This is a genomic window from Frankia tisae, from assembly GCF_025403405.1.
In the GTDB taxonomy this organism is placed as follows: Bacteria; Actinomycetota; Actinomycetes; order Frankiales; family Frankiaceae; genus Frankia; species Frankia tisai.
Genome location: NZ_JANEZT010000161.1, coordinates 1 through 14,175 on the forward strand (window position 1 = coordinate 1; position 14,175 = coordinate 14,175).

Sequence of the window (14,175 nt, forward strand, 5' to 3'; positions counted from 1 at the left end):
GTGCGAGGGTGACCATGTCCGGCCTCAGTTCGGGGCCGGGACGCGGGTGCCCTCGACCGTGCGGTAGTCGACAGCGTCGCCGGTGAGTTCGATGTATCGCTGTTCCAGGGATGCCTGGTGCGCCGAAAGTTCCTGCAGCGCGAACCCGTGCACCCGGGCAAGCTCACCCACCGTGGCACCGTCGGCGCCGGTGATGCGCAGTGTGTGATCGTCCTGCCGGGTGACGCCGATGCCCTGGGCTTCCAGTAGCGTCGCGAGGGCGTCGGCCTGGGGCGAGCGGACCCGCAGGTAGCTGTCCGAGCCGCCGCGGAGGAACTCCGCGACCGTCGTCTGGGCGATCAGACGCCCTCGCCCGATGATGATCAGCCGGTCGGCGGTGAGGGCCATCTCGCTCATCAGATGGCTGGAGAGCAGAACGGTGCGGCCCTCGGCGGCCAACGCCCGCAGCAGGGTGCGTATCCACACGACGCCTTCGGGATCCAGGCCGTTGACCGGTTCGTCGAACATGAGCACCCGCGGGTCACCGAGCAGCGCGGCGGCGATGCCCAGGCGTTGGGACATGCCGAGGGAGAAGCCACCGCAGCGCCGATGGGCGACGCCGCGCAGTCCCACCTGGTCGAGGACGGTGTTCACCCGGGCCCGGCCGATGCCGTTGCTGAGCGCGAGGCACAAGAGGTGGTTGTAGGCGCTGCGCCCCCCGTGTACCGCTCGGGCGTCGAGCAGCGCCCCGACCTCGAACAGCGGACGGCGGTATCCGACGTAGGGCCGGCCGTGGACGGTGACCGAGCCCGACGTCGGTGCGTCGAGACCCAGGATCATGCGCATCGTCGTCGATTTCCCGGCTCCGTTCGGGCCCAGAAACCCCGTCACCGCACCCGGCGGCACGGTGAACGACAGGTCCTCGACCGCCCAGGTGGCGCCGTAGCGCTTACTGAGGCCGATCGCCTCGATCATCTGCGGGCTCCCCTGCTCATATGCCTGCGTCCCGGGTCTAATGCTCGGCGGGACCGACGACGCCGGTCAGATGCAGGACGACGAACAGCGCCACCACGGCGACCGCGAGGACGACCACGGTCACGGACTTCCATCGAGGTTTGCGGCCGGTCGAGCCACGCGGCGACGCCGCCCCGGGGTCGTTGTCGCGGTCGGGATGAAAGGGCAGGTCGGCCATGAGTCGTCCTCTGTGCTGCGATCACGGGTCTGCTGATGACCACCGCAGTTTACGAGACACTATGTCGATGTCGAGTCATGTTGTCGGCCATCGTCGCCGCGTACGCTATGGGGCGTGCCCAGGATCTGGAGCGACACGATCGAGGCGCACCGGCGCGCGGTGTGCGACGCGGTCCTGGACACCACCGCGGCCCTGGTAGCCGAACGCGGACTGTCCTCGGTGACGATGTCGGCGATCGCCGAACGGGCCGGCATCGGACGCGCGACGCTGTACAAGTACTTCCCCGACGTCGAGGCGATCCTGCTGGCCTGGCACGAACGCCACATCACCAGCCACCTCGAGCACCTCGCTCACATCCGGGATCACGCCGCGCCCGGGAAGCGGCTGGAAGCGGTCCTGCACGCCTGGGCGCTCATCGCCCACGAGCGCCACGACACCGAACTCGCCGCGCTCCTGCATCGAGGCGGTCACGTCATCCGAGCCCAGCAGCACCTGCACGACCTCATCCGGGACCTGCTGACCGACGGCGCGAAAACCGGCGACCTCCGCGACGACGTCGTCCCCGACGAGCTCGCGAGCTACTGCCTGCACGCCCTTACCGCCGCCGGCAACCTGCCCTCGGCAGCCGCGGTCCACCGACTCGTCACCGTCACCCTCGCCGGACTGAAACCCCCCGACTAACGACGCCCGGCCAGGGCACCAGGAAGCCTCCCGGGCTGGCTGCGAAACGAGCGGGGGCTGCTTCGAGCGGCCGGCATCCACGGCGCAGCCTTCATGGGACTCGTGCCGATCGGCTCATACCGCGGCTAGCCTTCCCGCCGAACTGTTCTGGCGACCCGATGTTCACCTTTCCCAGGCGGTCCGCAGTGCCTTGAACGCGGTCCAACCTGTGGGAAGCACGACCTGGATGAGAAGTCCTGGTCCGCGAGGGCGGGCCCGGCGTTCCGTCCGGTCAGGCAGAACCCCTCGTCGACCTGCTCCTGGGCGTTCACCGTGATGTCGGGATGCGCGGCCGTGCGCGCGACGCCCAGAGTGCCACCCACCACGGCGGCCCCGCGCCACGGCTTCTCCGTGACGGCCTGATCATCCCGGTCGTCCTTCACACCGCTGCGGCACCCGCGGGACCGGGCGCCCCAGTTGACCGCGTTGACCCGATGACGCTCCCTAGCAGGTGGTACCCCCCTGGGGTATGGTGGTGGTGATGACAGCGCCCTGCAGGTGCGATCGGGACCGCATCGGACGTCGGGGCGCATCTGGTGAGTAAGCGGTTCACGTGAGAGGACAGCGGAGATGGCAGTGATGACCTACACCGTCACTGGAATGACCTGCGGACATTGTGTGAGTTCGGTCAGCGGCGAAGTCGGCAGGATCGACGGTGTGGAGGCCGTGGACGTCGACCTCGCGAGCGGTCGCGTCACGGTGACCGGCGACGGATTCGGCGACGACGAGATCCGCGGCGCGGTCGACGCGGCCGGCTACACGCTCGTCGACGTCTGACCGCCCCCGTCCCCCACGGCGGCTGTCCGGACTTCCCGTCCTGAGCAGGCGCGCGGCAACCATCGCAGGAGGAGCCACGCATGGCCGGCAGCGACCTCACCATCAGACAGCCCCGGGCGGCCACGCCGGCCGTGGCCATCGACCTGGCCGTCGGTGGGATGACGTGCTCCTCCTGCGCGGCGCGGATCGAGAAGAAGCTCAACCGGCTCGACGGTGTCGCTGCCACGGTCAACTACGCCACCGAGACGGCGACCATCCACTACGACCCGGCCATGCTCGGCCCCGGGGATCTGGTGGCTACGGTGGAAGCCACCGGCTACACCGCCCGACTACCCCCGCAACCCACCCGCGACACCACACCACCAGCGGGCCCACCCCAGGACGAAGGCGCTCATCCGTCGGCATCATTGCAGCAACGGCTGCTGATCTCGGCGATCCTGACCCTGCCGGTACTGGTCCTGGCGATGGTGCCGGGCGCGCAGTTCGACAACTGGCAGTGGCTGTCCCTCACCCTGGCCAGCCCGGTGGTCGTATGGGGTGGCTGGCCATTCCACCGCGCCGCGTTCACGAATCTGCGACACCGCGCGGCGACGATGGACACCCTGGTCTCGATGGGCACCCTGGCCGCGTTCGGCTGGTCGCTGTACGCGCTGTTCGTCGGCGACGCGGGCATGACCGGGATGCGGATGCACTTTGACCTCACCGCCAGCGCGGGCGACGGCGCCAGTGACATCTATCTTGAGGTCGCCTCCGCCGTCGTGGTCTTCCTGCTCGCCGGCCGCTATCTGGAGGCCCGTGCCAAGCGCCGCTCGGGCGCCGCGCTGCGCGCGCTGCTGGACCTCGGCGCCAAGGACGTCACGGTCCTGCGCGGCGGGGTCGAGGCCCGCATCCCGGTCGAGCAGCTGCAGCCCGGTGACACGTTCCTGGTCCGACCCGGAGAGAAGATCGCCACCGATGGTGTCGTCGTCGAGGGATCATCGGCGATCGACGAGAGTCTGCTCACCGGCGAGTCCGTGCCGGTCGAGGTGAGCGCGGGCGATCCGGTGACCGGCGCGACCGTCAACGCCGGGGGACGACTGATCGTCCGCGCGACCCGGGTTGGCACGGACACCCGGCTGGCACAGATAGCCCGCCTCGTCCTCGACGCCCAGTCCGGGAAAGCGCCAGTGCAGCGGCTCGCGGACAGAATCTCCACCGTCTTCGTACCGGCCGTCCTGATCTTGGCCGTCGGGACACTGCTCGCCACCCTGGCCACCGGCCACGGTGGCGTCCACGCCTTCACCGCCGCCGTCGCCGTGCTGATCATCGCCTGCCCGTGCGCGTTGGGCCTGGCCACCCCGACCGCGCTGCTGGTCGGTACCGGACGGGGCGCGCAACTCGGACTGCTGATCAAGGGCCCGGAGGTACTGGAGTCCACCCGCCGCGTCGACACCATCGTGCTGGACAAGACCGGCACCGTCACCTCCGGCCGGATGAGCCTGCACGCCGTGCACGCGGCGACCAGTATCGACCCAGACGAGGTGCTGCTTCTCGCCGGCGCCCTCGAGTCCGCCAGTGAACATCCCATCGCAGCGGCCATCGCCGCCGCCGCGGTCGAAAAATTCGGGACCCTTCCACCGGTCGGCGAGTTCAGCGCCACCGCAGGCCTCGGCGTCACCGGCACCATCACCCTCGGCGATCTCACGCATGCGGTCTCGATCGGTCGTGCCGCACTGTTGTCCGACTGGGGCCTGTCCCCTGACGCCACACTGCAGGCAGCGAAGGACACCGCCGAGGCAGCGGGCCGCACCGCCGTCCTCGTCGGCTGGGACGGCCAGGTCCGAGGCGTCCTCGTGGTCGCCGACACCGTCAAGCCCACGAGTACCGCCGCTGTCACGCAGCTGCGTGACCTGGGCCTACGCCCAGTCCTGCTCACTGGGGACAACCGATCCGCGGCCACCGCGGTGGCCGCCTCCGTCGGCATCGACGAGGCAGACGTGATCGCCGAGGTGTTGCCGGAGCAGAAGGTCGACGCCGTGGCCGCCCTGCAGCGTCAAGGCAAGGTGGTGGCAATGGTGGGCGACGGGGTGAACGACGCCGCCGCGCTGGCCGCGGCCGATCTGGGCCTGTCCATGGGCACCGGCACCGACGCGGCGATCGAAGCCTCCGACATCACCCTCGTCCGCGGGGACCTCACCGCCGCCGCCGACGCGATCCGACTGTCCCGCCGGACGCTGCGCACGATCAAAGGCAACCTGTTCTGGGCCTTCGCCTACAACGTCGTGCTGATCCCGGTGGCCGCCCTCGGCCTGCTCTCCCCGCTCATCGCCGGAGCCGCGATGGCGTTCAGCTCCGTGTTCGTCGTCACCAACTCCCTGCGGCTGCGCCGCTTCCACCCTGCCGCCCCGGACCCACAAAACCGGCTGTGAGCACCGCATGGGACGAGGTGCCGCACGCGTTAGGCCCCATGTCTCCTGCCTGACAACCGGCCAAGGGCCGACAACACTGGTTGTTCGCCGCTGTCAGTGAACATCTTCACCGTTGCCTCGACCGCCTGCGGCCTCGCGGTGAACCAGAACATTCTCGTCGTCGCGCGCCTTGTCCAGGGCTTCGGCTCGGCGCTGCTGTTTCCGCAGGCGTTCTCGATGGCGTCATACCTCGACTCCCGCCGGCCTCGCTGTACTGCTCGCGGGCCGCGGACGCATGAAGGCCGCCGGACAGCGGCCAGGCGGATGGCAAGGAGGCCGTCTCGCCACTCGCCTGTGCCTGGCGACCACGGTCAGTGCGGCGAGGGCGGTGACCCGTCCTGCCTTGGTGTCAGCAGGCGCATCCTCCGCCGCAGTCGCAGGACCCCCAGGCGTGGCGTGTGCGGCAGCCTTGCGACGCTGGCGACATGCCACCAGGACAACCGCGAGGACGGCCGGCGCGATCGCGGCGGCGATCAGGATCTGGTTGACCGCGGCGGCGAATCCGGCCGTAAGTATCCCTGCGCCGACCAACAGCGGCAGCGCGCAGCACGCGGCGCAGGCGGGCATCGCTAGCGTCACCGGCACGGAGGCCAGAGCGGCGTGCGGGAGCGGTCCGAGGGCGGGGGCCTCGGTGGCCGTGGTCATACACACCCTCGTCGAGGTCGTCGGCATGGTCGTCTACGTCCGTGCCGTTCCGCGGCTTCTCCTTACCAGCAGGGGTGTGCCGGCCGGGCCAGTAGCGCGATCGCCGTGACGGTACGGGATGATGGTGTGGTGACCGCCCGTTTTGCCGAGCCTGACTACCAGTTGGTCTGGCCCCGAGCGCTGTTCGTAGCAGAATCTGCCGAGCTCTTGAACAGGCGCGATATGAGCGACTGGAACGACCGATGCGAGCTGCTGCTGGAAGATGCGTTTGTTCACGGCTATGCAGGAGGCCCCGTCGTCGATTTCCGGGAAGTAACCGAACCGGGTTACGGATTCGGATCATCCGGCCCACGTCAAGGGCAGATTTTCACGAGAAAGCAGCTCTTCCTGCGCGAGCTCATGGTCAATGCCGAAAGCCTCCACGAAGATCCACCTCCCCGGGAGCCCTATTGGCGAGAGCGGGCGCGAGGGCGACGTGGGCCGGTGAGCTTGAGCATGAACGCACTGGCTCGCCAGTATGTAGATCTCGTCCGTGAGCTCGAAGTCGCGGGCTACTTCGAGCGGCGATTCGGTAAGGACTGCGTCGACGATCAGTATGACCCGTCTCCCGCATACTTGATTGAAGACGCGTTTGGCGGGGAGACTACATGGCCCATCGACCCGGAGATGCTGGCTACGGACCGAGAGAACCTCTTCCAGATGATCGAGGTCCTGCATGATTTTGTAGCACGGCCGCGGCAACGACGGCATCACTCGTTCGGCGAGTGCGGGTGGCACCATAGCGAGTTCGATCTCGCGTCCGGCCGCACGGTGTACCGTTGGCGAGTAAACAGTCTCCTTCGTCGAAGTGACATCCGCTACCGCCTTGCGGATGAAGGTGCCGACGTTGGTCGACTCGTCGATGTGACCGACGACGAACGTTCGGAACTTGTGCGATCGCTGCTTGCCCGAGAGACAAGCGAGCAGGACGACCAGGTTCGGCACGCGATCTCGCTGTTTCGCGGCCGTGGGGCCGGGCGGCACCAGAGGCGCTCCGCGGTTGCAGCTCTGGCGCTGGTGATCGAGGAGCGTCGTCACGGGATACTGCGAGAGGTGCTGGCGAAGTCCGACCGTGGCGCCTTGTTCGACATCGCCAACAACTTCCATATTCGCCACCAAGACGCAAAGCAGAAACGTGATTACGACGACTTCTATCTGGACTGGGTATTCTGGTTGTACCTGTCGACGGTGGAGCTCATGAACCGGATCATCGATGACCAGCGGGCGAACTCGACGCAAGAGGACCGCACGGCGGACTCGTAGCCAAGGCTACGAGCAGGCACCGACTAACGTGCCTTCAACGCTGTGTGAGGATGTGCGCTTGTCTCAGGAAGCGGGGGCTCCGGGCAGTCGACGAAGATTGTCCGAGATCGTTGTTTGTGTCTCGGCTGCCGATGTTTCCCAGAGGGATGCAAGAAGCTTCAGTGTGCCCACGAGGTCAGCGGGATGGGCGGGCCGCCCGCCGTGGCGGGCGAAAGGGCCGTCGGTCTCCAGGAGCACCCGGTCCCGCGGAATATTTCGGAGGAGCGCTGCACCCTTCTTTGTCCGTATCATCGCAGGATTGATGGAGAAGAACAGTCCTGCGGCGAGTGCGTCGTCGATGGCCGCGAGCGGTCCGGTGTACCAGTGGAGAATAGCTGGCACTCCGGCCTGTGTGAGGCGGGCGATGGTTTCGCGTTCGGCACCCCGGCTGTGGACGGTGACCGGCCGCGTCCGCAGTTCTGGGATTGCCAGGATTGTCTCGAAGGCGCGGAGTTGCTGGTGGCGGGTCTGTGCGCCGACGCGGGAGAAATCCAGCCCGATCTCACCGATCCACGTCGACTGAGGTAGAAGCCGCAGAAACCGGGTCAACTCGTGAGGACTCGCTGCGCCAACACGGAGGGGGTGCAGACCGAGTGCCACCTCGACGCCGGCGCGGCGGCCGAGACGCGCACGGAGCAGGCGATGCTTGCCGGGGTCCTCGGTCACGGCGACGACGTGTACTCCCGCGGCGCGGGCCTCGTCGAGAACGGCGAGGGGATCGTCGTACGCGTCGATGTGACAGTGCGTGTCAGTAAGCGTGGCCGGTGTCATGGTGCGGCCTGCATCAGGTCGGTGAGGTCGGTGCCCGTTCGGCTGGTGAGCCAGGCTCGGAGTTCCGCGAGTCCGCGCCGCCAGACGCCGGTGAAGGCGGCGCGTTCACCGAACGGGAGTGGGCCATTGCGCAGGACGTCGCGGTCCGGGCTGTCGGTGACCGCTGCGCTGACGACGGCTCGCAGGTCCGCGCCGCGTCGGCTGCGGCGACGGAGCAGCCTTGCCAGGTCGTCGTTATCGAACACGTCGTAGGCGTACTTCTCGTCGTCCCAGCCGACGTGCGCGAGGGAGGCGCGGCGGATGAGGCAAGGGAAGCAGTATCCGCAGTTGCCTTGCTTGCGCCCAACATAGCGTGCGGTTTCGGGGTGGGAGCAGGAGACGCTGAGCGGGGCGAGGCGTTGCAGTAGCGTGCTGTTGGCCGACCTTGCGAGAATCTCGCCCTTGGTCGACAGGCGGTATGGATTGACGATGGGGTTCGAGACTCCGATCGCCGTGGTGGCCTCCGCGAGCCGTCGCAGGAAGTGCGGGTGTGTCGTACGGGTGCTCGCGCTGCCGACGCGGGCTCGGGTCAGCGGGACATTGAGGCCGATGAACCCGTTCTCGGGGAGGTAAACCGGCACGTCGGCGCCTTCTGCCGCGGCGAGGGTCAACGCGGCGGCCAGGAAGAGCAGGGATCGCGACCGGGTGGTGTTCTCACGCGGCCCGGGAAGTGGGTGGGCCTGCTGGCCGTTCGCTGGGGCGGGTCGCAGGTAGAGGCGGCGGGACATGATGCGTTCAGCGCCGTAATGGCTGCGGAGGGCGTCGAGCAGGTGCTGCTGGGCGGTGGACGCCCGCCCGCCTTCGTGGTGGGACACCAGGCACAGACGCCGACCGGGGTCGGCTTCCAGGAGGTCGATAAGGCCGCTCAACGAGTCGAGCCCTCCGGAGAACAGGCACACGCCGTCGACACCAAGTCCGACCACTCCCTTGACTTGGGGAACATCGCTGACCTGGGTCAAGGGGTGTCGAGCGGCGTGGTAAGGCCGGAGCTGCCAGCGGTCGCCGGTCAGGAAGCGCAGGGGTGTCTCGAAGTCGGCGCGCTGCCAGCTGGCGGTATCGCCCACGGGGAGCCGTAGGGTGATGTCCCTGGTCCAAGAGTCGACCGTGCCACGTCGCAAGGTGGTCTTGTCCGCGCAATAGACCGCCGCTCCGAGAACCATCAGGTCGGCGGCCGGGCGGGGCGGTCGCCAGCCGGCGAAGAACTCGGGCCCAGCATCGCCGGTTTGGATCGTGGCCGCGGTCTGGCCCGGCGACCAGTCCAGAAGCCGGACATCGTCAGGCTCCGCAGCGGGCGTGGTGAGGTCGCTTCGCACCAGATAGTCGGTCACTGCTGGTCTCCGTCCAGCCCTTGGATGGCCTCGTACGTCGCGCGGAGGGCGTCGTCCGCGATCTGCCGCCCCTGACGACCCGACCAGTCCACCGCGAACGGGTCGTCGGGAAGCCGGAGCGAGACCATAGTCTGGATGATCTGACGCATCTCCTCGTCCGCCCGGCGCACGGCGTGGGGGTCGGAGATGCGGGTGAGCCGTTCGGCGATGACCGGAACCCGGTTGTAGATGTAGTGAGCCAGAAACGACTCCAGCAGGGCGGCCAGGGTCTCCCGGGTGACCGTCGCGTCGGCCGTGCTGGTCAGGTCGGCCCAGGTGTCGGCGTCACCGAACACCTCCTCCAGGACGTCGCACACGGCGTCCCGGGCGGCCTGCGAGTCGAGGTCGTCCCCATCCCCGGCGACGAAAGTGATCATCTCGTCGAGGACGTCGAAGCGTGTCCGGCCGATAAGCGCGGACAATCCGAAAGAGCCCAGGGTGCTTTCGAGGCCCTCGCCGCCGACGCCGGCGAGCAGCGCGCCGAGCCGCTGGACCCCTGTGCTACCGGCCCTGGCACTGGCGGCAGCACCTGGGCCGCCCAGCACCGGGACGTGGCGGGCGAGTACCCGCCGGGCGAAGGTCGGGGTGTTCGGCGAACCGGTGGCGAGTCCTCGTGTGTAGGACGCGGTGGCGTGTTTGAGGGGAGTCCAGGCGCCGCCGCTGCCCGCCGTGCGGTCGGTCGAGGTTCCCATCAGCGTCTGCCCGAGAGTTGGCGCATCTCACGTGCCCGCCGGATGACGGTTGCCAGTCCGGGAGCGGTGCTGTTCTCCCAACGTTCGAGGAGGGAGGCCACCGCGGGATTGTCGCCGGGCAGCCGGGCAGCCTTCCCTGCGTGGTGCACCGGGATCGCCGCCGGCGGGATGCGCATCAGGGCCTCGCAGACGGGTCGCACGGTGTCGGGGGCGCGTTCGGCGAGTTCGAGGGCCGCGACGAACGCGGGACTGTCTGCCCGCCGTATGAGCATTTCGACCAGGGCCTCCACCAAGTGAAGGCGATCTCCGGCGGGGAGCGTCGCGATCTCGCCGCAGGCGCCCCGTCGAGCCCCCGCGACCTCCGACTGAACCTTGCTCAGCAGCTCCTGCAACCGCGGGGGTAGCCGTGTGACGGCGACGCCGAGCGTCAGCCTGTCGCGCGAGTAGGTGAAGTAGGGGCGTAGGTCTATCTCCCGGAGCGGCGGGTCCAGCCGCAGCCAGGCGGTGATGTGCGACTTGCCCGCCCAGTTCCGCACTTCCTCGGCGATCTCGGGTTGGTCGTCTGTCGGCCGCCGAGTTCGACCCCCTGGGGACCTTCGAGCACTGGGGACCCGGTCAGACTGCCCGCCCTCTCCCGATCCAGCCGTGTGCTCCTCATCTGGGTCCTCTCCGGCGGCATCCGCCGGCGGCGCGTTGACCGATTCCGCCGCCGCGAGTTCGGGAATCGGGCCTGGCGCGGTGAGTTGCCAGGCGTAGAGACGCTGGAAGTCGCTGACGTGCTGTTCCTCCAACGCCATGAGCTTGGCCAGTACCGGCAGCTGAAGCGTGACACCCCGGCGCTTCGCGCTCCGATGCTTCAGAAGCAGGTTGTTGAGAAATCGCTTCAGCTGACGGGGGTTTCCTCTCAGCCCTGAACCGAGTACCTCCGAGATGCTGGCGGCCCACTCCAGGTCACGGACGAGCTCCACCGGCACGTCGCCCAGAACCTCGCCGGCCACTCCGAGGTTGAACGCCACCTGCAAGACCCCGGCGGCCCGACGTCCACGAGTCTCGCCCAAGACCGCGGTGAACTGCTCGTCATCGAGGTGCAGCTCGGCGAGCAGCAGGTTCACGTATGTGTCGGCCTCGGGGGCGGCCAAGGGAGGGATGACCACCTTGATCTGGAGCATCTTCTCCAGGTAGTTCGCACCGATCCCGCCACCACCAGGCTGCTGTAGCTGCGGGTACCGCGAGTCGATCGCGGACTCGACGACCGCCTGATTCGCCGCGATGACATAAGCGGTCTTCGGCGTGTTCAGGAAGAGCCGGATCGCCTCGAACGTGTCCACCACCGTTCCCGGTAGGCACCGGTCGAGGTCGTCGATGAACACCACGACAGCGTCCGTCCCGTCCAACGATGCGACGAGCTCCGCGAACTCGGCACGAAAACGGCCAGCATCAAGGCGCGCTCCTCCTCGATCATCGTCCTCCCCCGTCGCGTCCTGCGGCTCTTCCAGGAGCCGCCCGGCCCCGCCCGCTACCCCTGCCAGCATCCCTTCCGCCAGCGTCGGGTCGATATCGGGAAGCACGGTCGGGAGCAGGAGCGGCGCGGCAGTCAGCGCCAGCCGCCCGCCCTTGCGTCCCCACTGGCCCAGATTCTGGACGAAACCACGCAGCCTGGACACCTGCTCCTGCTGCGCCTTCTCGGTCGTCCTCTGGCTGACCTCGTCGAGGACCTTCGTCATCAGGGCGACCTTGACATCGTCATAGTCCTCGTACTGCCACGGACTGAACTCGACGCAGGCATAGCAGGACTGCGTCTCGTTGCCGGCGCGGATCTCCAACAGCTCCTGCTGCGTGATCTTCATCAGGCTGCTCTTGCCCGAACCCCAGTCCCCGAGGAGGCCGACCGTTAGCGGAAGCAGCCGAGGCTCGGTGAGGGCGACGACAAGCGCGTCCACCAGAAAGTCGAAGCCGAGAAGATCAACATCTGTTTCGTTGTCCGCCCACATCCCCCGCTCCGTCCGCCATCACTACCCGGGCCGTGCATCCGCTGTGGCCCAAGGCGAACAACGAGGATAGATCGGGTTCGGCAACCCCGTGGACCTGGCCCCCGCCCGCGAGGACGGTTTGGCGGCTGACGCGTCCGGGTGCTGCCTGCTCCGCACGCGTCGGGCGGTCGCCGACCCGCCGCCAGCTGGCCGACGACCGCACTGGCGGCGAGGGCGGCACCCGCGATCCCGAGACCGGTCGCACCCGCCCCGAAGGTGTCCATCACCAGCAGCGGCACGAGCACCGTCTGAAACGGCATGAGCCGCACACTGGCGATCGCGGTGACCGTAAACAGCACGTGGAGATCACCGCGCTGGGTGAGGTAGGCGAGTCCGGCGCGGGCCTGACCGGGCACCCGCGGCACCGGCGGAGCCGGATACATCTCCTCGCGGCGCATCGCTGCGAGCGCCACCAGCACCGCCGCGAACGAGACCGCGTTGGCCCAGCAGGCAGCGGCCACCCCCAGCCCAGCGATCACGACCCCGGCGAGCGCGGACCCGACCACTCGCCCGGAGGTAAACGCCGCGCTGTTCAGCGCGACCGCGGACGAACGCAACGGTCCATCCACGATCTCCGCCAACAACGACTGCTGCAATGGATTGGAGACCACCGTGCTCACCCCGAGCCCGGCCGCCAGCAGGTACACCTGCCACACCGCACCCCCAGCCAGCGCCACCACGCCGAGGAACACCGCCAGCATCGCCGCAGCGACCTGCTCGGCGGCCATCGCCCGACGCCGGTGTGCCAGCCGATCCACCCACACGCTGGCGTGGACGCCGCCCAGCGCTGTCGGCGCGAACTGCACGGCCACGGTGATCCCCAGCGCCGTGCCCCCGCCCCCCAGATGCAGCACCAGATAGTCCTGCGCGACCCGCTGCATCCAGGTACCCACATGCGAAACGCATTTCGCCATGAAGTACAGCCGGAAATTCCGGTTGGTTAATGCCGCGAAAGCACCGTCCACCGCACCCCCGATTCGGCTGATTCATTCCGACGGGCAGGAAAGCCAGCCCCGATCGCTCCCGGGGGCGGGCTGCTGCTCTGGGGCCAGCGCGGCGGTGCACCGTTCTGGCCGGCGTTGCGCGAGGTCGGCTCCGGTGCGCTGACCTTCGCCACCGCGCCGGTCGGGCCGCTATCCCTGGGCATCGTCGTCCTGGTCGCGGCCGGTCCGAGCGTTGCGGACCGCGGTGACTGCGCGGCTGATCGCGGAGGCGAGAATGTCGGCCTCGTCGAGGGTGAAAGCGTCGTCGTCCGGTTCGCCGGCGCCGCCGAGGCCGAGGGAGATCACCGGCTGGTAGACCGCCCCCGCGGTGACGTACTGCTCGACCCGCACCGCGAAGGCGGTCTCCCCACGGAGCCCGGGGATCTCCGGCAGGTCGATCAGGGCGATCTCGGCGGTGTGGTAGTCCCCGGGACCGTCAGTCTCCACGTGCAGGTGCCCGGCGGACTGCTGGCACCAGGGTGGGCAGGCGAAGTCGTCGGTCATGGGAGTGCTTCTCCGTTCGAGGTCGGTAGGGCGGGCCGGTCGGATCGGGTTGGCGTGGCGTCACGTGTCCAGTCGTTCAGGGCGCGCAGGCCGTCGATCACCCGTTGCAGCAGTACGAGGTCGACGGCGTCCGGGTCCAGGTCCGGTGCGTTCCCGCTGATAGGCATGTCGGGGCTACGCCGTGGCAGGCCCGGCGAGTCCGGCGGGGTGTCCGTGACGGGACGGGCGGGTGAGGTGCCGTGGGGCAGGATCGCCCAGGCGACCTTGCCGTTCGTCCGATGGCCGCCGTCGGTGTCCTGGACACGGACCCGGTAGCAGCCCGAGTCCCGGGCCAGGGCCGCCACCAGGTGCAGGCCGCGGCCGTTCTCCGCGTCGGGGTCGGCGGCCCGGAGAATCGGAACGTCCGCTACGCCGTCCCACACCTCGACGATCACGTTGTGGTGGCCGTAGGTGAGGCGCACCGCGACCCGAGACACCGCAGCGTCGTCACCGTGCTGGTCTCGTGCTCGCAGGCTGGCGATGAGGGCGTTGCTGGCCAGTTCCGACACCACCAGGACAGCGGGATCGATCAGCTCGCCGAGCCCCCACTCGTGGAGCTGTGCTGCGAGGTCGCGGCGGGCGGCGCCCGCGGAGCGGGGGTCCGTGGGGTAGTACCAGACCCGGTGCGGCAGGTGGTGGGAGGGAGCGG

At 68.7% G+C, this 14,175-nt stretch carries 13 protein-coding genes; 4 read left to right on the forward strand and 9 right to left on the reverse strand.

Annotated elements, in window-relative coordinates; all coding sequences use genetic code 11:
- Positions 1 to 24: 24 nt before the first annotated feature.
- The gene (locus NBZ85_RS16465) at positions 25 to 954 is read right to left on the reverse strand and encodes an ABC transporter ATP-binding protein (RefSeq protein WP_256790088.1); all 930 of its coding nucleotides are present in this window, start codon (positions 952 to 954) and stop codon (positions 25 to 27) included.
- 37 nt (positions 955 to 991) lie between these two features.
- Entirely contained in the window at positions 992 to 1,171 is a 180-nt protein-coding gene (locus NBZ85_RS16470) for a hypothetical protein (RefSeq protein WP_256790089.1), read from the reverse strand.
- Between the two features lie 114 nt (positions 1,172 to 1,285).
- On the opposite strand from NBZ85_RS16470, the gene NBZ85_RS16475 reads away from it, so the two are divergent.
- The 4 genes from NBZ85_RS16475 to NBZ85_RS16490 all read left to right on the forward strand — a co-directional run bounded on the left by NBZ85_RS16475 (position 1,286) and on the right by NBZ85_RS16490 (position 7,062).
- Positions 1,286 to 1,852 (forward strand): TetR/AcrR family transcriptional regulator, encoded by a 567-nt coding sequence (locus NBZ85_RS16475; RefSeq protein ID WP_256790090.1) that lies wholly within the window; start codon positions 1,286 to 1,288, stop codon positions 1,850 to 1,852.
- A 618-nt stretch (positions 1,853 to 2,470) separates the two neighbouring features.
- On the forward strand, positions 2,471 to 2,668 hold the full coding sequence (locus NBZ85_RS16480; protein ID WP_308205185.1) for a heavy-metal-associated domain-containing protein: 198 nt from the start codon (positions 2,471 to 2,473) through the stop codon (positions 2,666 to 2,668).
- An 80-nt stretch (positions 2,669 to 2,748) separates the two neighbouring features.
- Positions 2,749 to 5,076 carry a heavy metal translocating P-type ATPase gene (locus tag NBZ85_RS16485; protein ID WP_256790092.1) on the forward strand — a complete coding sequence of 776 codons (2,328 nt, stop codon included), beginning with the start codon at positions 2,749 to 2,751 and terminating at the stop codon, positions 5,074 to 5,076.
- Positions 5,077 to 5,886: 810 nt separating this feature from the next.
- Complete coding sequence (locus NBZ85_RS16490; RefSeq protein WP_261562169.1) at positions 5,887 to 7,062, forward strand: hypothetical protein; 1,176 nt, start codon at positions 5,887 to 5,889, stop codon at positions 7,060 to 7,062.
- Positions 7,063 to 7,125: 63 nt separating this feature from the next.
- Here the strand turns inward: NBZ85_RS16490 and NBZ85_RS16495 are convergent, their stop codons facing one another.
- The 7 genes from NBZ85_RS16495 to NBZ85_RS16525 form a co-directional block, all read right to left on the reverse strand.
- Positions 7,126 to 7,872, reverse strand: coding sequence for a TatD family hydrolase (locus NBZ85_RS16495; protein ID WP_256790094.1), 747 nt, complete (start codon positions 7,870 to 7,872; stop codon positions 7,126 to 7,128).
- Positions 7,869 to 9,239, reverse strand: a complete 1,371-nt coding sequence (gene qatC, locus NBZ85_RS16500) for a Qat anti-phage system QueC-like protein QatC (RefSeq protein WP_256790095.1) — start codon at positions 9,237 to 9,239, stop codon at positions 7,869 to 7,871. Before qatC ends, NBZ85_RS16495 begins: the two co-directional genes overlap by 4 nt.
- Positions 9,236 to 9,970: a Qat anti-phage system associated protein QatB gene (locus NBZ85_RS16505; protein ID WP_256790096.1), complete on the reverse strand. Its 735-nt coding sequence runs from the start codon at positions 9,968 to 9,970 to the stop codon at positions 9,236 to 9,238. Before NBZ85_RS16505 ends, qatC begins: the two co-directional genes overlap by 4 nt.
- Entirely contained in the window at positions 9,970 to 11,961 is a 1,992-nt protein-coding gene (locus NBZ85_RS16510; protein WP_261562170.1) for a KAP family P-loop NTPase fold protein, read from the reverse strand. Before NBZ85_RS16510 ends, NBZ85_RS16505 begins: the two co-directional genes overlap by 1 nt.
- Positions 11,862 to 12,965: an MFS transporter gene (locus tag NBZ85_RS16515; protein WP_256790453.1), complete on the reverse strand. Its 1,104-nt coding sequence runs from the start codon at positions 12,963 to 12,965 to the stop codon at positions 11,862 to 11,864. Before NBZ85_RS16515 ends, NBZ85_RS16510 begins: the two co-directional genes overlap by 100 nt.
- 168 nt (positions 12,966 to 13,133) lie before the next feature.
- Positions 13,134 to 13,487: a DUF6907 domain-containing protein gene (locus NBZ85_RS16520; protein ID WP_256790454.1), complete on the reverse strand. Its 354-nt coding sequence runs from the start codon at positions 13,485 to 13,487 to the stop codon at positions 13,134 to 13,136.
- Positions 13,484 to 14,175: ATP-binding protein (locus NBZ85_RS16525; RefSeq protein ID WP_261562171.1), on the reverse strand; the 692-nt coding region annotated here is incomplete at its 5' end. The genes NBZ85_RS16525 and NBZ85_RS16520, both read right to left, overlap by 4 nt.

Bases quoted from the DNA above. Each gene is read 5' to 3' on its own strand.
- NBZ85_RS16480 (WP_308205185.1), top strand. From the start codon at position 2,471: ATGACCTACACCGTCACTGGAATGACCTGCGGACATTGTGTGAGTTCG.
- NBZ85_RS16510 (WP_261562170.1), bottom strand. From the start codon at position 11,961: ATGTGGGCGGACAACGAAACAGATGTTGATCTTCTCGGCTTCGACTTT.
- NBZ85_RS16470 (WP_256790089.1), bottom strand. From the start codon at position 1,171: ATGGCCGACCTGCCCTTTCATCCCGACCGCGACAACGACCCCGGGGCG.
- NBZ85_RS16485 (WP_256790092.1), top strand. From the start codon at position 2,749: ATGGCCGGCAGCGACCTCACCATCAGACAGCCCCGGGCGGCCACGCCG.
- NBZ85_RS16465 (WP_256790088.1), bottom strand. From the start codon at position 954: ATGATCGAGGCGATCGGCCTCAGTAAGCGCTACGGCGCCACCTGGGCG.
- NBZ85_RS16505 (WP_256790096.1), bottom strand. From the start codon at position 9,970: ATGGGAACCTCGACCGACCGCACGGCGGGCAGCGGCGGCGCCTGGACT.
- NBZ85_RS16495 (WP_256790094.1), bottom strand. From the start codon at position 7,872: ATGACACCGGCCACGCTTACTGACACGCACTGTCACATCGACGCGTAC.
- NBZ85_RS16520 (WP_256790454.1), bottom strand. From the start codon at position 13,487: ATGACCGACGACTTCGCCTGCCCACCCTGGTGCCAGCAGTCCGCCGGG.